Origin of the sequence: Collinsella sp. LCP21S3_A9 (assembly GCF_052118785.1) — a bacterium.
In the GTDB taxonomy this organism is placed as follows: Bacteria; Actinomycetota; Coriobacteriia; order Coriobacteriales; family Coriobacteriaceae; genus Collinsella.
The window spans coordinates 159,159-178,279 of sequence record NZ_JBQKGN010000001.1; the positions used below are offsets into that span (position 1 = coordinate 159,159).

Here is a 19,121-nt window from a genome sequence, read left to right on the forward strand (position 1 = left end):
AGTATTGTGCGGCCGTCAAAACTGACGCCCTGCCGCTCAGCGCGAGTTGCGCACCGTGGGGCGCAAACGGGGTGTTCCTCCGCGGGCGGCGCGCACCCAATGTGGCAAAATCGAACTACTAAGGGGGCCCGAATGCTCAAGATCATCGCCTGCGACGACGACGTCGCTTTTCTAGATAGACTGCACCGGATGATCGACCGCTGGTCGACCGAGACGGGCACGGCGGTCGACGTTGCACTCGTCACGCGCGGCGAGGACCTGCTGGCCCGCCATGCCGCATCGCGCGCCGACATCATTCTGCTCGACATGATTATGCCGCTCGTCAACGGCATGGACACCGCGCGGGAGTTGCGCCAATCCGATACAGCCGTGCGTCTGGTGTTCCTCACCTCATCGCCCGAGTTCGCGCTGGAGTCCTATGAGGTCCGCGCCTTCGACTACCTACTCAAGCCCGTAACGTACGAACGCCTGGCGCAACTGCTCGACGAGCTTTCGAGCATGCGACCTGACGCGACCGATGAGCTCGTGACCAAAACGTCCTTTGGATACCATGCTCTGCGCCTGTCCGATATCGAATACGCCGAGGCCCGTAACAAGCACGTGGTATTCCACCTGCGCGACGGGCGCGACATCGAAGCGCTCGAGCCGTTCCGCAACATCGAGGACCAGCTGGCCAAAAACGCGAACTTCTTTAAATGTCACCGTAGCTACCAGGTCAACCTGCGCAATATCGATCACTTTAACCGTACGGATATCGTCATGCGCTCGGGCGCTTGCATCCCGCTGGCGCGCAGTTGCAAGCAGGGTTTCCAGGATGCCTACTTTGCGGCACGGTTCGAGAGCGGGAGGCGCTAATGCTCCCCGCGGCCGAGATGGTACTTTGGGCAATCCACCACGCAACGACCCTGCTTTTTGGCGTTTTTGCCTCGGCGGCGCTCTGCGGCATCGAGATCAACCGGCGTCATGCGCTTGAGCTGGTGATGGTCGGCGCCGTAACCGGATGCGCATTCGGCCTCGCCAATACCGTCGGCGGCGAGCTTTTCGCCCGTCAGGTATATCCGCTCGTCGTGCATCTGCCGCTCGTCATCTACCTGTGCGCGCGCTATCGCCTGAGCCCGCTGCTCGTTATGCTGGGCGTCACCAGTGCTTATCTGAGCTGCCAGTTCAGCAACTGGATGGGCATCGCCGCGCTCGCCGCCACCGACTCGCAAATCGCGTACTACGCGGCACGCATTATCACCACGGCCGTCGTCTTTGCAATCCTGCTGCATTGGGCCAGCGACATCGGTCCGCGCCTGGCGGTTAAAACCCCCACCGAGCTCGAGATTCTGCTCATCCTGCCGCTCGTCTATTACATCTTTGACTACGCCACCAACGTCTACACCACGCTCTTCCACTCGGGCTCCGTGGTGACGGTTGAGTTTTTGGCGTTTGCGCTTTGCGCGTTCTACCTCATGTTTCTTACTGTGTATCTGCGCGAATACGAGGCAAAGGAAATCGCCGAGCGCGAGCGCTGGATGCTCGCGACCCGCGACAGCGCAGCCATCAAGGAGCTCGAGGCCTGGCGCCAATCTGGACGTGAGCTTTCGGTTCTCCGCCACGACATGCGGCACTTCCTGCGCGGCCTTGCGGCTTTGATCGAGGAGGGCCGCATCGACGAGGCGCTCGAGCGCATCGACGAGCTCTGCGAGACAAACGACCGCACCGCTGTGCGCCGCTACTGCGCCAACGACACGGTCAATATCGTGCTTTCGTCATTTAGCTCCGATATCAACCGAAACGGCATCAGCGCCGATTTGCGCGCCGCCGTGCCCGAGAGCGTCCATGTAGCCGACGTCGATCTGTTTAGCGTACTCTCAAACGCCCTGGACAACGCCATCGTCGCCGCAAGCGCCGCTCCCCAGGGCAAGCGATTTGTCGATCTGGACCTGCGTTGCGAGGACGGACAACTGCTACTTTTGGTCTCCAACACGTTTGGGCGCCCGCCGCGCATGGTCGACGGCATGCCCGTGGCCGAGCACACCGGACACGGCTTTGGAACCAGGAGCATTAAGCTTGCCGTCGAGCGCATGAACGGCAACTGCCAGTTTCGCATTCACGGCGATCGGTTTGAGTTTCGCGCAGTGATGTAAGGGCGCGACAAGTCGGCGCCGCGCTCGACCCATCAGGACCGCCTTGCCGGCGCCAGTCCGCTACAGCGGCGCGGCGGCCGGGGTCAGCTGCTTGATGTAGGCCCACATGCGCTGCTTGGCGGCCTTGTCGGTCAGCGCGGCCTCAAAGCCGTCGAGCGCGAGTACACGACGACCCTGCACGTGGGCGACCAAGCCGGGCTTGAGCATGGCGGTATCAAAGTCGTCGATCGCCACGAGCATGTCTGCGTAGGTCTCGCGCATGGTATCGGCCGCGCGATCATCCAACAGCAGGACCGCCTCGGGGTCCAAGGCCTCGAGCGCCTCGCGGAACAGCTCGCACGGCAGGTCCTCGCCTATCGCAACCGCTCCGTCGCCCGCGCCGGCAACACTTGCCAGCACGCAGAAATCCTCGGGCGCGTAACCGATGGCGCCGAGCGCCTTACGCAACGCGGCGCCGTCTGGACCGGCAGCCAGCTCGCCACCCGCACGCTCGGCATCGTCTAAATCACCTTTTACCAGCACAATCGGCGAGCATGCGTTACCCGCGATACGCACGCCGCGACCCGCGAGCGATGCGAGCTCCTGCTCGGCCGCCTGGGCGATGGCTTCTTTTTTCTGGCTTTGTGACGTGGGCATGCGCTCTCCAATCGTTTGCATGCCCACCATTATATAAAAGAGCCGCCCGCGAGTGGTTGCATTGCGGGCCGTTGGGTATAAGCACGGTCGTACTGAGTTTTACGCGGCCGAGCCGCGTCGCACTATGGAGGTCACTATGGCTGACATTAAGCAGATTACCCCCGAGAATTTCGATTCCGTCGTTAACGGCAGCCTTCCCGTGCTTGTTGATTTTTGGGCACCGTGGTGCGGTCCCTGTCGTTCGCTCTCGCCTATCGTTGACGAAGTGGCCGACGAGCTGGCCGGCAAGATTACCGTCGCCAAATGCAACGTCGACGACAATCAGGACCTGGCCATGAAGTTTGGCGTTATGAGCATCCCCACGCTGATTGTCTTTAAGAACGGCGAGGAAATCGACCGCTCCGTCGGTGCGCTGCCCAAGGCCAGGCTGCAGGCGCTGCTTGAGAAGCACCTGTAATACGCCGGTCATGTGTTGCCGTCCATGAGCGGTTTTGTGCCGCTCGCCGGAGAGCCGGGTGTTGCGCCCGCGACCACGGATAGTATGGTAATCACAAACAGCCCCCAGTGAACGGGTGCGGGTCAGACGGACTCGCACCCGTTTTCTTATGCGGCGATGCGCAAAGCGGGCGTAGTAGAATCTGAACCAATGATTAGACCCGTACAAAAGGAGATTTCCCATGCATGACGTCGGAATGAACATGAGCCAGCTTGCCATGAGCGTCAAACAGGTCGACGACACCATTGAGCTCGCCCACGAGTGGAGCCATCAGCTGCTGCATGCGACCGAGAACTTTGACATGGAGCGCATTGGCGCCAAGCTCGAGGCCGCCATGGCGGCGCTCCACGAGGCGCACGACGCACTCGAGGGCTACGAGGAGGCCATCGAGGCCGACCATAACTCCGTTGGCTCCGTAAAGCTGGTGTAGCGTGGCCGAGCACGAGCACGCCTGCGAGCACGAGCATCCGCACGGGCCGACCGGCGACGTGGGCTGCCGTTGCAGCGGCTCCGCCTCCGAGCTGGTCCGTTTTTCGGTCACCGCTCCCGACGACCTGTTGCGCCGCTTTGACGAGCAAATCGCGCGCCGCGGCGACGTTGCCAACCGCTCCGAGGCCGTGCGCGACCTGATACGCGCCTCCATTGCCAAGGAGCAGATGCGAACGCCCGACGAGCAGGTCATCGGGTCGCTCACCATGATCTATGACCACCATACCGGCGACCTGACGCGCCGTCTGGACGAGGTGCAGCACGACTACACCGACGAGATTGTCTCGACCATGCACGTGCATCTGGACCACCACAACTGCTTGGAGATTCTGGCGCTCAAGGGTCACGGCGAACGTGTCTACGAGCTGGCTGACCGCCTGCTGGGCCTGCGCGGCGTTAAGCACGGCGAGCTCACCTGTGCCGCCACCGAGCAGAGCCTGGGGCTGTAGCGGGATTTCCCGCAGCGCACCTGCCAAAAAGGGACAGGTTTGTTTTGGCAGGTTTAACGTTTTACCTACCAAAATAAACCTGTCCCTTTTTGGCAGGTCTCGATGAAGGAGGGTCGCATGCGACATGCGCATATCCATGTAACGGGCATTGTGCAGGGCGTTGGCATGCGGCCATTTGTGTATCGCGAGGCCATGGCGCATGGCATTTGCGGATGGGTGCTTAACGCGGGCGATGGCGTGCATATCGAGGCGCACGCCCTAAGCGAGGCGCTCGACGAATTTGTCGCCGCGCTTTCCGAGCATGCGCCTGCGGCGGCTCGTGTGGAGCATGTCGAGGTTATGGACCTAGCGCCCGGCGACTGGGACGCCGCCAACGAGCGGGGCTTTCGCATTGTGGCATCGCAGGATCAAACCGCCCACACGACGCTCGTCTCGCCCGACATCGCCACGTGCGACGACTGCCTGCACGAGCTGTTCGACCCCGCCGACCGACGCTTTCACTATCCCTTTATCAACTGCACCAACTGCGGACCGCGCTTTACCATCATCCGGTCGCTGCCCTATGACCGAGCGGCCACCTCGATGGATTGCTTTCCCATGTGCCCCACCTGTGCCGCAGAGTATGGCGACCCGCTTGACCGGCGGTTTCACGCGCAGCCCGATGCCTGCTTTGATTGCGGGCCGCACATTACGTGGCGCGAGGCCGGCGAAGCCGCCGCGTCGCTGACCGTCGGCACCACGCGCGAAGCCAGCGACGCCATTATCGACCGCTGTGTTGAGCTGCTGGCCAACGGCGGTATCGTCGCCATCAAGGGTCTGGGCGGATTTCACTTGGTATGCGACGCCTCCAACGAGAAGACGGTAGCCGAGCTGCGCCGTCGCAAGCGCCGCAGCAACAAACCGCTTGCCGTTATGGTGCGCAACCTTGCAGATGTTGAGCGCCTGTGCCATGTCAACGACGTTGAGCGCGGCCTGCTGGCCGGCAGCATTCGCCCCATCGTGCTGCTGCGCCGACGTGCCGTTTGCGAGAGCGGCGGCTCCCCCAACGCGCTCGCACCGTCCGTCGCGCACGATCTACCCGAGCTCGGCGTTATGCTCCCCTACACCCCGCTTCAGCATCTGTTGCTTGCCGCGGCAGACGCCCGCGGTATGCACGCACTCGTCATGACCAGCGGAAACCTGAGCGAAGAACCCATCGAGACCGATGATACCCTTGCATGGGAGCACCTTGTTGCCGCCGGCATCGCTGACGCGCTACTTGGCAACGACCGTGCGATTCTCTCGCGCTACGATGATTCCGTGGTGCGCGTGGTCGGTGGGGTCGCCATGCCCGTTCGCCGCGCTCGCGGATATGCACCCCAGCCGCTGCCGTTGCCGGCGCTCGACGGCGCTCCGTCCTGCGTGCTCGCCTGCGGGCCACAACAAAAGGCCACGATTGCGCTCACGCGTGAAGGGACGAACGGTGAGGCAACCTGTTTTGTATCGCAGTATATCGGCGTTGTTGAAAACGGCGGGACCTTCGATGCCTGGAACGCCGCGCGCACGCGCTTGGAAGATCTCTTTGACTTGGCGCCCGCCGCCTTGGCCTGCGATCTACACCCCAGCTATCTATCGAGCCAGTGGGCGCGCGAGCAGGCGCGAAAATGCAATCTGCCGCTCGTCGAGGTGCAGCACCATCATGCGCACATCGCGAGCGTAATGGCCGAGGCTATCGCCGCGGGCCAGCTTACAACCGACGCGCGCGTCCTTGGCATCGCCTTTGACGGCACCGGCGCCGGCACCGATGGGACCATTTGGGGCGGCGAGTTTCTTGTTGCCAGCCTTGGCGGCTTTGAGCGCGCCGCGCATTTGCGCACCTGGACGCTCCCCGGCGGGGCGGCCTCCGTGCGCGACGCCCGCCGCAACGCCTTTGCCCTGCTCAGTGAGCTCGGCCTGCTTGAACATCCGGGGGCCGAGCGGCTCTTGGACGGCCTAGACGAGCAAACACGCAGCGTGACGGCAACGATGATCGAGCGGAACATCAACAGCCCACGCACGAGCAGTATGGGGCGTCTCTTTGACGCCGCCGCTGCAGTTTTGGGCATTTGCGGGCAGGCAACCTACGAAGGCGAGCCCGCCATCGAACTCGAAGCCGCCGCCTGGCGCGCGCTCGGCAGCAAAATTACCCATGTTCCCGGCGATAAAGACGGCTGTTCCGCATCTGACCCATTGCGACTGGACAGTTTGTTCAGATTTGTATTAAAAACAGACCCTCTAACCAACGGTTTTGGCTCAGATTACCCCGAAGAGGGCTCTCCAGGCACCTCATTTGCGGTTAATACGCCCGCCGGATACCCCAAATCAACCCATTCGGGGCCCTCGCAGACGATCTATACCACCCATTACCACTCTAAAAAGTACAAATCTGAACCAACTGTCCAAACTACCTCGAGCAGGTCTCTCGTCCTGAGCCCCAGCTCACTTTTTGCGGCGCTTTTGGAGGGAACCAGAGCCAGTGTGCCCGCCGACAGGCTCGCACTCGACTTCCATGTCGCCGTCGCGCGCTCCTCGGCACGCATCGCCAGCGAGATCTGCACCCGTGAAGGCCTCGATACCGTTGCGCTCTCGGGCGGTGTGTTCATGAACCGACTTCTGCTCCAGCTCCTCACCCGCGAGCTCAAAAGCGCAGGTCTTACTGTCCTTATCCCCCATACCGTGCCCGTCAATGACGGCTGCATCGCCTACGGTCAGGCGGCGGTCGCAAGCGCTCGTCTTGCGCAGATCGCATCGCAGTAGCTCGCTCTCGCACACCGCTGTGCCCAGCCGTCTCACAGGCGTAACGCGTTTGCCCGCGAACCCCGCGAGCGCTACCATCAACTGATGGATTATTGAGCGCCTATCCAGCGCAAAACGTCTAAAAGGGGAACAATATGTGCCTTGCCGTTCCCGGCAAAGTAGTCAAACGCGACGACGACCTCAAGGCCACCGTCGATATGATGGGCATCGAGCGCCCCGTGTCGCTGCGACTCGTGCCAACGGCGCAGGTTGGCGACTATATTCTCGTACACGCCGGCTTTGGCATCCAGATCGTCGACGAGCAGGAAGCGCAAGAAACACTCGAGCTCGTTAATGCCATGACCGAACTGACCGAAGAAGACCAACTGGCCAGCAACCCGGCCGAGGCATACTAGTGGCGGCCGGACAGCCGGCTCGCTCCGGTATCGACTTTTCGGCATTTCGCGACCCCAAGCTGGCTCGCGAGCTCATCGAACGCATTCGCGGTCTTGTCGGCGACCGTACCATCAACCTTATGGAAGTCTGCGGCACACACACCGTGAGCATCGGCCGCTATGGCTTTCGCTCCATTATGCCGGCCGGGCTCAAGCTGCTGAGCGGCCCGGGCTGCCCCGTCTGCGTTACCGCCAACCGTGACATCGACCACGCGATCGCGCTCGCCAACATAGACGGCGCCATCATCACCACCTTTGGCGACATGATACGCGTGCCCGGATCGTCCACCTCGCTCGCTGCGCAAAAGGCGGCAGGGCGCGATATCCGCATCGTCTACTCCCCGCTCGATGCGCTCGACATTGCCGAGCAAAACCCCGATCGTCCGGTCATTTTTTTGGGCGTGGGCTTTGAGACTACGACGCCCACCATCGCCGCTGCCATCTTGGAGGCCGAGGCGCGCGGGCTTTTGAACTTTTCGGTCTATTGCGCCCACAAGACCACGCCGCCGGCGTTGCGCGCCATCGCCAACGATCCCGAGACCGCCATCGACGGCTTTATCCTGCCGGGCCACGTCGCCACCATCACGGGCTTGGCGCCCTTTAGCTTTTTGGTCGACGAGTTCGATACCCCGGGCGTGGTCACGGGATTTGAACCGGTCGATATCCTGCAAGGCATCTGCATGCTGGTCCAGATGGCTGTCGAGGGCAGGCCCGCGATCGACAACGCCTACCGCCGTGGCGTCAACGCAGACGGCAACCCCGTGGCGCGACAGCTGGTCGAGCAAGTGTTTGAGCCATGCGACACCACATGGCGCGGGCTGGGGCCAATTGCCAACTCGGGCCTTTCCATCCGCCCTGAGTTCTCGCGCTTTGATGCCCATGCTCGCTTTGACGTGCCCGTTGAGGCGACGGTCGAGCCGCGTGGGTGCCGCTGCGGCGACGTGCTGCGCGGGGCCATTACGCCGAGCGGCTGCCCGCTCTTTGGCCGCACTTGCACGCCCGAGCACCCCATCGGCCCGTGCATGGTGAGCTCCGAAGGCAGCTGCGCGGCGTACTACCGCTACCGCGACTATTAGGTTCCGCCGTTCTAACGAGCGGCGGACTGGTCGACGCTGCGCCTCACCCATATAATTCCACCCACGATTGGAGTTTTGGATATGTCCCATAGCATCACCGATAGCAACGTCCTTTTGGGCCATGGCTCCGGCGGTCAGATGATGAAACGCATCATCGATGAGGTCTTTTTGGATGCCTTTGGGACGCCCGAGTTGCTCGAAGGCAACGACGCCGGCGTCGCCGCGCTGCCCGCGAGCGGGCGCATCGCCATGTCGACCGACAGCTTTGTAGTCTCGCCGCAGTTCTTCCCCGGTGGCAACATCGGCCGTCTCGCCGTGTGCGGAACCGTCAACGATGTCGCGACCTCGGGCGCCAACGTGCGCTACCTATCGTGCGGTTTTATCCTCGAAGAGGGCTATCCCATGGATAAGCTCCGCCAGATTGTGCAGACGATGGCCGAGACGGCGCGCGAGGCGGGCGTGTCCATAATCACGGGCGACACCAAGGTGGTCGAGCGCGGCGGGGCCGACGGCGTCTACATCAATACCGCCGGCGTGGGCGAGGTTCCCACGGGCGTGGCGCTCAGCGGCGCCAACTGCCGCCCCGGCGACGTTATCCTGGTGTCAGGCACACTCGGCGACCACGGGATCGCCATCATGAGCCAACGCGAGGGCCTGGCATTTTCGAGCACGATCGAAAGCGATGCCGCGCCGCTCAACCACCTGATTGCCGACGTTTTGGCCGCAGCGCCCGGCACGCGCTGTTTCCGCGACCCCACGCGCGGCGGCCTGGCATCCACACTCAACGAGTTTGCCCAGGCCAGCGGTGTTGCCATGGAGATCGACGAGGATGCCGTGCCCGTGCGCCCCGACGTGCAGGCCGCATGTGAGATGCTCGGCTACGATGTGCTGCAGGTGGCAAACGAGGGCAAGATGGTTGCCGTGGTGCCGGCCGAGCAAGCCGATGCCGCGCTGAGCGCCATGCGCGCCGCCCGCTACGGCGAGAATGCCGCCATCATCGGTCGCGTGCTGCCGCTTGGATCGGACGCCCGTCCCGCCGTGCGCGTTCGCACCGGCTGGGGCTCGACCCGCATCCTCGACATGCTCGTGGGAGAGCAGCTGCCAAGGATTTGCTAGGGCGGAATCGCACGGTCGGCGTGATGTCACCTGATATCCCTGGAGATGTTCAGATTCCAAGCACACCCAACGCGTAAGCCCAGTATTATGGGGTGCGTTTTGAAGCCCAATGACGGGAGCTTTCATGGCAGCAGCTTTTTCCCATGTGATCTTTGATCTGGACGGCACCATCCTCAACACGCTCGAGGACCTGGCAGCCGCCGGCAACCATACCTGCGAGGCGCACGGCTGGCCCACATTTGCCGTTGACGAGTACCGCTACAAGGTGGGAAACGGCATGCTCAAGCTGGTTGAGCGCTTTATGCCCGCCGAGTACGCGGGCGACGGCCGTATGTTTGAGCAGACGCTTGCCGAGTTTAGGGCTTATTACGGCGAGCACAAGGAGGACCACACCGCCCCCTATGCCGGCACGACCGAGATGCTCGACCGCTTGCGTGCCGCGGGTGTGCAGCTTGCCGTGCTCACTAACAAGGACCACGTCTCGGCGGCCCCGCTTATCGAGAAGTATTTTGGTTCCGAGCGCTTTGCGCTGGTACAGGGCCGTGTCGATGCGTTTCCGCCCAAGCCCGAAGCACCCGTCACGCTGCATGTGATGGAAGAGTTGGGCGCCTACCCGGCGACCACGCTCTACGTAGGCGATTCCAATGTCGATATCCTGACCGGCCACAACGCCGGTCTTAAGAGCGCAGGCGTCAGCTGGGGCTTCCGCGGCCGCGCAGAGCTGGAAGCCGCCGGCGCCGACTACGTGGTGGACAGCCAGGCAGAGCTCGCGGCGCTGGTGCTGGGCGAGTAGCGAGCGGGCACCAGAGCGAACAAATTGGCATGAAAAGAGGACGGCATAGACCTTCTGGTCATGCCGTCCTCTTTGAATGACAAGTTGTCGCTCTGGTGCCCACGCAGCGTCGAGCAGTTGCGGCGTTTGGTAAAACGCCGCAACGAACTAGTTCATCATCGCATTCATCATCTCGGTGGTTGCGGAATCGTCGGCAGACCACTCGTTATCCTCGTTGGCGGAATACTTAAAGGTGACCTTGGTGTCCTTGGTCTTAGCGGCCTTGGTCACGTCGACCATCACCTGGCCGGCCATCTTGTACAGCTCGTCCTCGGAAGGCATCGTATCGAGTGCGGCGATCTTCTCCTGATACTGGGTGGCGAAATCTTCGACGATCTTGTTCATGGACTTGCAGGTGATGGTGACCTCGGCGGTCGCGGTGCCCTTGTCCTCATCGACCGTCACATCACCGATCTTGTAATCAAAACCCTCGAGATAGCTCTTGGCATACTCCTCGGGATCGATGCCCAGCTGCTCAAACTCATCGCCCGAAGCCTCTTCCAGGCCGGAGAGGAAATCATCGCCGCCGTTCTTGATCTCGTCAAACTGACTCGTAAGGTCGTTGGTGATGAGCTCCTCCACCGAAGGCCCTCCGCAGCCGGAAAGCAAAACCACGCACGCGACCAGGGCAGCCATCAGGGGCGCAAGCAGCAGCTTCTTTTTCATGACATTCCTCCAAACAAGCGGCGCTGCGTTTCCCGCGCAGCGCACGTCGTAACAGTAGGTCCATATTAGCGGCTCCGTCCAACCCCCTACGTCGCAAAAGCGTGGGCGGCTCAATTTGACGAGTGAATGGCCCATAAAGCAAGCCCCCTGCAATAAAATGCGCCTACTCGGCCTATTAAAAAAGGGTGGCCGGATAACCCGACCACCCTTGTGCATCTTCTGGATGCCGCAGACTACTTGCGGACGACCTTAACGATGGCGTCACCGGCGGCGACGGCAGACTCGGCCTCGACGGCGAGCTCGACATCGGCAAACTCGGCGGTGTTGGACACGGCCACGACGACGCAGTCCTTGTAACCGGCGGCAGCGATCTTGGCGCGGTCGATCTTGAGCAAGGGCTGGCCGGCCTTCACGACGTCGTCGGCCTTGACGAAGCCCTCGAAGCCGTCGCCATTCATGTTGACGGTATCGACGCCAACGTGCACCAGAACCTCGATGCCGCTATCGGACTGCAGGCCCACGGCGTGACCCATGGTGACGGTCACCTTGCCGTCGCAGGGAGCGTAGACCAGGTCGTCCTCGGGCCACACGGCGCAGCCCTTGCCCAAAACCTCGCCAGCAAAGACGGGATCGGGCACGTCGGCCATCTTGATGACCTTGCCCTTGACGGGCGAACACAACACGTCGGCGCCGGCAGAAGCAGAAATGGAGGCCGGAGCAGCGGCAGCCACGGGCTCAGCCTTCTTCTTGAACATATCAAACAGACCCATACGTTTTCTCCTCTTGATTAAGCGCAACGTTATGCGCATACCTATGGTGATTATAGTGCCAAATGGCCAAAATGCTAAGGCGAGGGCCCGAATCACAAGCCCTTCCAAGCCCTTCCAAAACCTTTTCCCATGGGCACTCATATTGTCGATTGAGCCTCGTTAAGCCCCGGGTGAACAAAAGCGTTCCAGATGCCGTCGTCATCGACGTCGGTGGTCACGTAGTCGGCGGCCGGTCCGGCGTTCGGCGGAACGCCGGAGCTCAATTATTCCAAGCCCTCGGTGCCGTTGGACTTGATGATCTTCTGGTATGCGAAGAAGCTGTCCTTGCGGCGGCGCTCGTAGGTACCGGTGCCGTCGTCGTACTTATCGACGTGGATGAAGCCGTAGCGCTTGCGCATCTCGCCAGTGCCGGCGGAAACCAGGTCGATGGGACCCCACCAGGTGTAGGCTATCAGGTCAACGCCATCGGCAATGGCCTCGCCCATGGCCTTGATGTGGCTCTGCAGGTAGGCGATGCGATACGGGTCATGGATGGAGCCGTCCTCCTCGACCTCGTCGTAGGCGCCCATGCCGTTCTCGACCACCATCAGCGGAATCTCGTAGCGGGCGTAAATCTCGTTGAGGGCGATGCGCAGGCCCAGCGGATCGATCTGCCAGCCCCAGTCGGTGGGGACGTTCTTCAACGACTAATCAAACAAGAATGTCCCCAACGACTAGTCGTTTAAGAACGTCCCCAATGACTACTCTGGCAACGGCAGCGAGCGGGCCGCATTCGGAGCAAGACAACGCCGCAAGTAGAGGACGGACAGCGAGCGACGTCCAGGGCGAACAAGTTGGCATGAAAAAGGCGAGGCATTGACCTTCTGGTTATGCCTCGCCTTTTGAATGACAAATTGTCGCCCTGGGCGGCGCGCAGCGTCGGCCGGTTACGGCGTTTGGTACAACGCCGTAACTACTCCCGAGCTCCGTACTGCTCGTAGTAGGCGTCGATGGCGGTCTTAAGCTCGTCATCGATGACGACCTTGCCATCGATCTCGTGGTTGTAGAGGGTCTCGACGACCTCGGCCATGGAAACGATGCTCGCGACGGGGAAACCGTACTTTGCCTCGATCTCCTTCTGCGCGGTGGTCACGCCGCCCTTGCCGACCTCCATGCGGTTGAGGGACACAATCAGGCCCTTGATTTCGACGTCGGCAGCAGCCTTAACCTTGGGATAGGTCTCGTCGATGGACTTGCCGCTGGTGGTAACGTCCTCGACCATGACCACGCGGTCGCCGTCCTGGGGCTCATAACCCAGCAGGTTGCCCTTATCGGCACCGTGGTCCTTGGCCTCCTTGCGGTCGCAGCAGTATTTGACCTCCTTGCCGTACAGCTCGTGGTAGGCAATTGCGGTCACGACGGCCAGCGGAATACCCTTGTAGGCCGGTCCAAACAGCACATCAAAGTCGTCGCCAAAGTTATCGTGGATGGCCTGGGCGTAATACTCGCCCAGCTTCTTGAGCTGATAGCCCGTCACGTAAGCGCCGGCGTTCATAAAAAACGGGGACTGACGGCCGCTCTTGAGCGTAAAGCTGCCGAACTTAAGAACGTCGGACTCAACCATAAACTTGATGAACTCTTGCTTGTAAGCCTCCATGCGGGCTCCTCTCGTAATCGCATACGTGCTCTACAGTTTAGCGCAGGCGAAGCGTCGATGCGGGTGCGCTTTGGAGCCACATCCCCCCCCCCCGTTAGAGTAAGGAACTGGGCGGCGGCTCATACGCTAGTCCTTGGGTGCCCAGGACCAGAAGAAGTTGATAAGGGCCACACGCGAGGCGGTACCGGTCTTTCTGTTGATCGAGGAAATGTGGCGGTAGAGCGTAGAGCGCGAAAGGAAAAGCGTTGCGGCAATGTCCTGAACGCTCTGATCCGAAACGACCAAGGCCTCAAGAATATCGCGCTCGCGCTCTGTAAGCCCAAAGGTGGTGACGAAGGCATCGAGGCGTTCATCGGGCGTGGGCTCCGCTGCCTCCACGAGCGCGGGGTCGGAACATGCGGGCGCAAGATCTCCACCAAGATTGTCGGCAGCAAGCGCCAGCCCGTCCTGCATCACGGCATCATCGGCCCGTTGCCCCAACTGCCCCAACAGCGTAATCGCAATACCCACAAACATCACGAGTGCCGCGCCGACTGCAGCCAGCACGTTTTGACTCGAGATAATCGCTACCGCCGGCGCCGTCACGAGCATCGAGCACACGTTATTGACGACGCGGCCCATGCACGGCCAAAAATATGACCAGTGCGCATAGAGCGAGATAGCGGCGAATTTTGTGGTAAAGAACACCACAAAGAAGCCCGAGCCCAGATAAAAGATGATCGTGGCAGCAAGCTCGTTGCCGCCATTGCCATCGATGATGAGCACAAAGAACGAAAGCGTGGACAGCATGGCGACACATGTCATGCCGATATTCATATACGAACGGCCGCTCAGGTCAAATAGGGCGCCGGCGGCCAACGAACTCGCAACAAGCAGCAGGCGCGGCCAATCACCCAAATCAACGGCTCCGGTAGCATGCAGGGTTGTGAGGCCCGCGTTGAGAGCGGCGAATACGCCGGAAAGATACGCCGTCGCCACGGTCAGGCGAACTACGGCGCGGTGGAATGCCGCCTTTGTCTCGGGCTCGTCATGCCACTTGGCGCCATATTCCAAAGCATCTACCGAAAGCCCGGCAGCACTGGGTTCAAAGTTGGGATCGGACTCATCGCGCAGTTTGGCGCGTCGGGCACCGTGAAGCAACGCCACCTGCGCGATCGCACCGACGACCAGAACAGCCTGCTGAGGAATGCCGGCAGGTATCACCATATGGTTGAAGACCTGCACCAGAACGCCCATGGCGTAAGAAAGTGCGGCGGCGCGCGCCAAGCAGGGCGTCCGCGCAAAGCGCCGCGCAAAGTTTGCATGGGCAGTCGATCCGCAGTAGCCCAGCGCGCAGCACGCCACCAAACCGCCGGCGATTACCACCTCAGTCCGAACCGCCATAATCAACAGCAGGAACGCCGCCACCAGCAAAACACCCGTAACGTCACTCGTTGCATCGATGGCATGGGGACGGCGATAGTACAGAACGGGACGCACAAGAAAGCCAATCACACTCGCGCCGAGGACAAGGCTCTCATAAATAACGACCTCGTTCGGAGACACGAACTCGGCCATGCGCACATCAAAGAGATACTCGCACGCCAAAAACGTGAAGAAGAACAGAGCCAGGCATATAATCTCCTGAATGCCCCGACACAGACATGCGGTTGTGTCTCCCGTGCCTCTCATGGTTAACCCCCAGCCGCTCAATTGTCTGGAAATCTATTTTAAAACAGAACCAGTCTCAATATCGAAGCCAGGCTCGAAATGCCGCTCATTTCGAGCCCACCGTCCACATCACGCCGCGATTTTGAGCCGCATGGACCAGAAGGGACACGCGAGACCTCTAGCTCGGCTAGGAGTGTCTCCAACTGTACTCATTTAAGTACGTCCCCAATGAGGAGTACCTTCTGTGCAGACGCGCGCCGAGCGCCCCTGCAGCCGCTACGCCCAAGTTGCCGTGACCGCGGCATAGCAGGGACGGCGCCTACATTCGGCAGCCGCCACATTCGGCATGGAGCATCCCCAACTGCCACTCATTTAAGTACGTCCCCAATGAGTGGCCGAAAATGGGCCATGTGTCCCAGTTGTGGAGACTCCTTGAGCCGTCTGGGTATCGTGAAAGATCGCGCGCTCACCCATCATCAAAAGTGACACACGCTACCTGTTGATGGGAGGCAGCCATGGGCTTCTTTGACAAGATGTTCGAGAAGAAAGAGTGCGCGATTTGCGGTACCGAACTGGGGATTTTGGGAAAGACCAAGATCAACGAAGGCTACCTGTGCAAAGAGTGCGCAGGCAAGCTGTCCCCCTTCTTTAGTGGTTGGCGCTCCAGCACCGCGGACGATATCCGCGAGCAACTCGCCTACCGCGAGGCCAACGCCGAGCGCCTGGCCTCGTTCAACCCAACGCGCACGCTCTCTGCCGGGCGCACCAACATCATGCTCGACGAAGACGCGGGTCTGCTGATCATCACTTCGCAGAGCCGCTGGCGCGACGCCAATCCCGACATCATCGAGTTCTCACAGGTACTCGGCTGCGATATGGATATCGACGAGCATCGCACCGAGATCTATCGCGAGACCAAGGACGGCGAGCGCGAGAGCTACAACCCGCCGCGCTACGACCTGGATTACGACTTTAACCTGACCATCCACGTCAACACGCCGTACTTTACCGAGATCAACCTGCGCGTGAACGACTCCACCATCGATCAGCGTGTCTCCATCGAATATCGCGAGGCCAAGCGCCAGGCAACCGAAGTCCGCGATGCGCTGGTACAGCTGCGTCAGGAGACACGCGACAGCGTCGTGGCCGCCAAGGCCCCCAAGACCGCGGTCACCTGCCCCTTCTGCGGTGCAACCACCATTCCCGATGCCAGCGGACGCTGCGAATACTGCGGCGGCGCCATCGGCGCATAGCCTCCGGCACGGAAAGGACCGATCATGGCCTTCGAGAGTGTCAACTATCAGTGCCCCGCGTGTGGCGGCCCCCTTCACTTTGCCAGTGCCGAACAAAAGCTTGTCTGCGACTACTGCGATTCGCGTTTTGAAGTCGAAGAAGTCGAGGCCCTCTATCGCGAGCGCCAGGACAAGGCAGATGCCAAAGCCGATGCCGCAGCCGCGGCCCCCAAACCTGCTGTCGACGATGCCGTGCAGGATCTGGCCCAAAACGCCGGCTACATCTGCTCGTCGTGCGGCGCCGAGCTGGTCTCGGACGGCACCGTCGCCGTTACCACCTGCCCATACTGCGGCAACTCCGCCGTGGCGCCCGGCCAGCTCTCGGGCGACTTCTCACCCGACCTGGTGATTCCGTTTAAGCTCGGGCGCGATGATGTCATGGCAGCACTCAAAGAGCATTACAAGGGCAAAATCCTGCTGCCCAAGAGCTTTGTCACCGGCAACCACATCGACGAGGTCCAAGGCGTTTACGTGCCGTTTTGGCTCTACGGCGCCCGCGTGGATGGCGAAGTGTACTTCGATGCGACCAACGAGACCGTGACCGAGGAATCCGACCGCACCGTCACGACCACCGACCACTACGACGCCTACCGTAAGGGCAAAATCTCGTTTGAGCGCGTGCCCGTCGACGGATCGTCCAAGATGCCCGACGGCCATATGGATGCTATCGAGCCGTTTGACTACGACGCGCTGCGCCCGTTCTCGGTCGCGTATATGCCCGGCTACATCGCCAACCGCTACGATGAGGATTGCGAGACCTGCAAGGCGCGCGCCGAGCGTCGTATGGAAGAAAGCACGATTTCGGCCCTGCGCGAGACCGTCGTCGACGAATATGACGATGCCAAGGTCGAAAGCAAGCAGCTCGACTACACCTGGGAAGACAGCAACTACGCTCTGTTCCCCGTGTGGATGCTTTCCACCTCGTGGAACGGCAAGAGCTACCTGTTTGCCATGAACGGCCAAACCGGCCGCATGGTCGGCGAGCTGCCCTGCTCCAAGCCCAAGCTCGCCATCGCCTCGGTGCTGTTCTTTGTAATCGGGTTTGTCCTCTCCCAGATTCTCTTTATGGGCGAGAACGCCTTCGATCCGGACTACCTCACCTTTGATATCGAGGGCATCCTCATCAACATCGTCGCACCGCTGATTATCGTAATCATCGGAGACGTGCTGCTGGTAGGCCAGCTCAAGACGGCCAACGAGGCCACCCACGCCGATTGCTACTGCGGCGAGCTCGACTTGACCGAGAAGCACGACACCTTCAGCCACACCGAGACCACCGTTGTCATGAAGGACAACAAGGACGATTAGCCATTCTGACCAATACCACCCGGCCTTTGACGAGAAAGGAAGATCACCATGGGACTCTTGAAAGCTGGATTGGGAGCTGCCGGCGGCGTCATGGCCGACCAGTGGAAGGAATATATCTATTGCGAATCGATGCCCGCTGACGTCTTGGCCTGCAAGGGCAGCAAGCGCACCGGCGGCCGCAGCTCCAACACGCGCGGCGAGGACAACGTCATCTCCAACGGCTCCGTCATCGCCGTCAACGACGGCCAGGGCATGCTCGTGGTGCAAAACGGCAAGATCATCGAGGTCGCGCTGGAGCCCGGCGAGTTTGTCTTTGACACCGGCAGCGAGCCGAGCGTCTTTAGCGGCAACCTGGGCGACTCCATCAAGGAGACGTTCGCCAATATCGGCAGCCGTTTTACCTTTGGCGGCGACGCGGGCAAAGACCAGCGCGTCTACTTCATCAACACCAAGGAGATCATCGGCAACAAGTACGGCACCGCCTCGCCTGTGCCCTTCCGCGTGGTCGATAACAACATTGGCCTGGATGTCGACATCTCCGTTCGCTGCAACGGCGAGTATTCGTACCGCATCACCAACCCGCTGCTGTTCTACACCAACGTGTGCGGCAACGTGACCGATAGCTACACGCGCGATAAGATCGACAGCCAGCTTAAGTCCGAGCTGCTCACCGCTCTGCAACCCGCCTTTGCCAAGATCTCGGAGATGGGCATCCGCTACAGCGCTATCCCCGGCCACACCACCGAGCTCGCCCGCGCGCTCAACGAGGTTCTCTCCGCCGACTGGCGCGACCTGCGCGGCGTCGAGATCGTGAGCTTTGGCGTCAACTCCATCGCCGCCTCGCAAGAAGACGAGCAAATGATCAAGGACCTGCAGAAGGCCGCAGTCATGCGCGATCCCACCATGGCAGCCGCCAACATCGCCAGCGCCCAGAGCGATGCGATGCGCGCGGCAGCCGCCAACCCCAACGGCGCGATGGCCGGCTTTATGGGCATGGGTATGGCGGGCGGCATGGGCGGCATGAACGCCAGCCAGCTGTTCGCCGCCGGCCAGGCACAGCAGCAGGCCGCCCCACAGCCGGCTCCGGCACCCGCCCCCGCACCAGCTCCTGCCGCTGCCCCCGCGGCCGGCACGTGGACCTGCAGTTGCGGTGCCACCAACACCGGCAAGTTCTGCCCCGAATGCGGCAGTCCCGCACCCGCCCCGGCACCGGCCAAGTGGTTCTGCCCCAACTGCGGCAGCGAAAACGGCGGCAAGTTCTGCAGCAACTGCGGAACGCCTAGGCCCTAACCCCTCTATCTGGTAATTGGCGGGGGGTCCGCCACCCCCGCATTTGCTTCTATGGGTTTCGTTCGATAAAGGAG

The 19,121-nt window shown here is 61.4% G+C and carries 18 protein-coding genes and 1 pseudogene; 13 read left to right on the forward strand and 6 right to left on the reverse strand.

From position 1 onward, the window contains the following. The first annotated feature begins 132 nt into the window (after window positions 1-132). Together ACTQ05_RS00660 and ACTQ05_RS00665 are read left to right on the forward strand one after the other, a co-directional pair. Window positions 133-855 carry a LytR/AlgR family response regulator transcription factor gene (locus ACTQ05_RS00660; RefSeq protein WP_427727330.1) on the forward strand — a complete coding sequence of 241 codons (723 nt, stop codon included), beginning with the start codon at window positions 133-135 and terminating at the stop codon, window positions 853-855. Beyond that, window positions 855-2,132 (forward strand): sensor histidine kinase, encoded by a 1,278-nt coding sequence (locus ACTQ05_RS00665; protein WP_441537706.1) that lies wholly within the window; start codon window positions 855-857, stop codon window positions 2,130-2,132. The genes ACTQ05_RS00660 and ACTQ05_RS00665 overlap by 1 nt, the downstream gene beginning before the upstream one ends. Before the next feature lie 60 nt (window positions 2,133-2,192). On the opposite strand, the gene ACTQ05_RS00670 is transcribed toward ACTQ05_RS00665, so the two are convergent. Beyond that, a complete protein-coding gene (locus ACTQ05_RS00670; protein ID WP_441041769.1) occupies window positions 2,193-2,768 on the reverse strand; it encodes a hypothetical protein in 576 nt (191 codons plus the stop codon). A 136-nt stretch (window positions 2,769-2,904) separates the two neighbouring features. Here ACTQ05_RS00670 and trxA point away from each other — a divergent pair, with 136 nt between their 5' ends. The 8 genes from trxA (at window position 2,905) to ACTQ05_RS00710 (ending at window position 10,396) form a co-directional block, all read left to right on the forward strand. After that, window positions 2,905-3,225, forward strand: coding sequence for a thioredoxin (gene trxA / locus ACTQ05_RS00675; RefSeq protein ID WP_427719294.1), 321 nt, complete (start codon window positions 2,905-2,907; stop codon window positions 3,223-3,225). 220 nt (window positions 3,226-3,445) lie between these two features. Then, window positions 3,446-3,694 (forward strand): hypothetical protein, encoded by a 249-nt coding sequence (locus tag ACTQ05_RS00680; RefSeq protein WP_006235225.1) that lies wholly within the window; start codon window positions 3,446-3,448, stop codon window positions 3,692-3,694. 1 nt (window position 3,695) lies between these two features. After that, window positions 3,696-4,202 (forward strand): nickel-responsive transcriptional regulator NikR, encoded by a 507-nt coding sequence (nikR, locus tag ACTQ05_RS00685; protein WP_441537707.1) that lies wholly within the window; start codon window positions 3,696-3,698, stop codon window positions 4,200-4,202. Window positions 4,203-4,319: 117 nt separating this feature from the next. Beyond that, complete coding sequence (hypF, locus tag ACTQ05_RS00690) at window positions 4,320-6,977, forward strand: carbamoyltransferase HypF (RefSeq protein ID WP_441537708.1); 2,658 nt, start codon at window positions 4,320-4,322, stop codon at window positions 6,975-6,977. Between the two features lie 134 nt (window positions 6,978-7,111). After that, a complete protein-coding gene (locus ACTQ05_RS00695; RefSeq protein WP_441537709.1) occupies window positions 7,112-7,372 on the forward strand; it encodes a HypC/HybG/HupF family hydrogenase formation chaperone in 261 nt (86 codons plus the stop codon). Next, window positions 7,372-8,487, forward strand: a complete 1,116-nt coding sequence (hypD, locus tag ACTQ05_RS00700; RefSeq protein ID WP_441537710.1) for a hydrogenase formation protein HypD — start codon at window positions 7,372-7,374, stop codon at window positions 8,485-8,487. The genes ACTQ05_RS00695 and hypD overlap by 1 nt, the downstream gene beginning before the upstream one ends. A gap of 81 nt (window positions 8,488-8,568) precedes the next feature. Then, a complete protein-coding gene (hypE, locus tag ACTQ05_RS00705) occupies window positions 8,569-9,603 on the forward strand; it encodes a hydrogenase expression/formation protein HypE (RefSeq protein ID WP_441041778.1) in 1,035 nt (344 codons plus the stop codon). Window positions 9,604-9,727: 124 nt separating this feature from the next. Next, complete coding sequence (locus ACTQ05_RS00710) at window positions 9,728-10,396, forward strand: HAD family hydrolase (RefSeq protein WP_441537711.1); 669 nt, start codon at window positions 9,728-9,730, stop codon at window positions 10,394-10,396. Window positions 10,397-10,543: 147 nt separating this feature from the next. On the opposite strand, the gene ACTQ05_RS00715 is transcribed toward ACTQ05_RS00710, so the two are convergent. From ACTQ05_RS00715 to ACTQ05_RS00735, 5 genes and pseudogenes are all read right to left on the reverse strand, one after another. Continuing rightward, on the reverse strand, window positions 10,544-11,101 hold the full coding sequence (locus ACTQ05_RS00715) for a hypothetical protein (protein WP_441537712.1): 558 nt from the start codon (window positions 11,099-11,101) through the stop codon (window positions 10,544-10,546). 233 nt (window positions 11,102-11,334) lie between these two features. Then, the gene (locus tag ACTQ05_RS00720; protein ID WP_427719835.1) at window positions 11,335-11,871 is read right to left on the reverse strand and encodes a PTS sugar transporter subunit IIA; all 537 of its coding nucleotides are present in this window, start codon (window positions 11,869-11,871) and stop codon (window positions 11,335-11,337) included. 263 nt (window positions 11,872-12,134) lie between these two features. Further along, window positions 12,135-12,539: pseudogene (locus ACTQ05_RS00725) on the reverse strand (family 1 glycosylhydrolase); the annotation flags it as partial. A gap of 284 nt (window positions 12,540-12,823) precedes the next feature. Further along, a complete protein-coding gene (gene pyrE, locus ACTQ05_RS00730; protein WP_006236284.1) occupies window positions 12,824-13,507 on the reverse strand; it encodes an orotate phosphoribosyltransferase in 684 nt (227 codons plus the stop codon). 126 nt (window positions 13,508-13,633) lie between these two features. Then, a complete protein-coding gene (locus ACTQ05_RS00735) occupies window positions 13,634-15,178 on the reverse strand; it encodes a LuxR C-terminal-related transcriptional regulator (protein ID WP_441537713.1) in 1,545 nt (514 codons plus the stop codon). 494 nt (window positions 15,179-15,672) lie between these two features. On the opposite strand from ACTQ05_RS00735, the gene ACTQ05_RS00740 reads away from it, so the two are divergent. From ACTQ05_RS00740 to ACTQ05_RS00750, 3 genes are read left to right on the forward strand one after another with little or no spacing between them, the layout of a single operon-like run. Continuing rightward, window positions 15,673-16,410: a DUF4428 domain-containing protein gene (locus ACTQ05_RS00740; protein ID WP_441537714.1), complete on the forward strand. Its 738-nt coding sequence runs from the start codon at window positions 15,673-15,675 to the stop codon at window positions 16,408-16,410. Between the two features lie 24 nt (window positions 16,411-16,434). After that, a complete protein-coding gene (locus tag ACTQ05_RS00745) occupies window positions 16,435-17,757 on the forward strand; it encodes a hypothetical protein (protein WP_441015342.1) in 1,323 nt (440 codons plus the stop codon). A gap of 48 nt (window positions 17,758-17,805) precedes the next feature. Further along, a complete protein-coding gene (locus ACTQ05_RS00750) occupies window positions 17,806-19,047 on the forward strand; it encodes an SPFH domain-containing protein (RefSeq protein WP_441537715.1) in 1,242 nt (413 codons plus the stop codon). The last annotated feature ends 74 nt before the right edge of the window (window positions 19,048-19,121 follow it).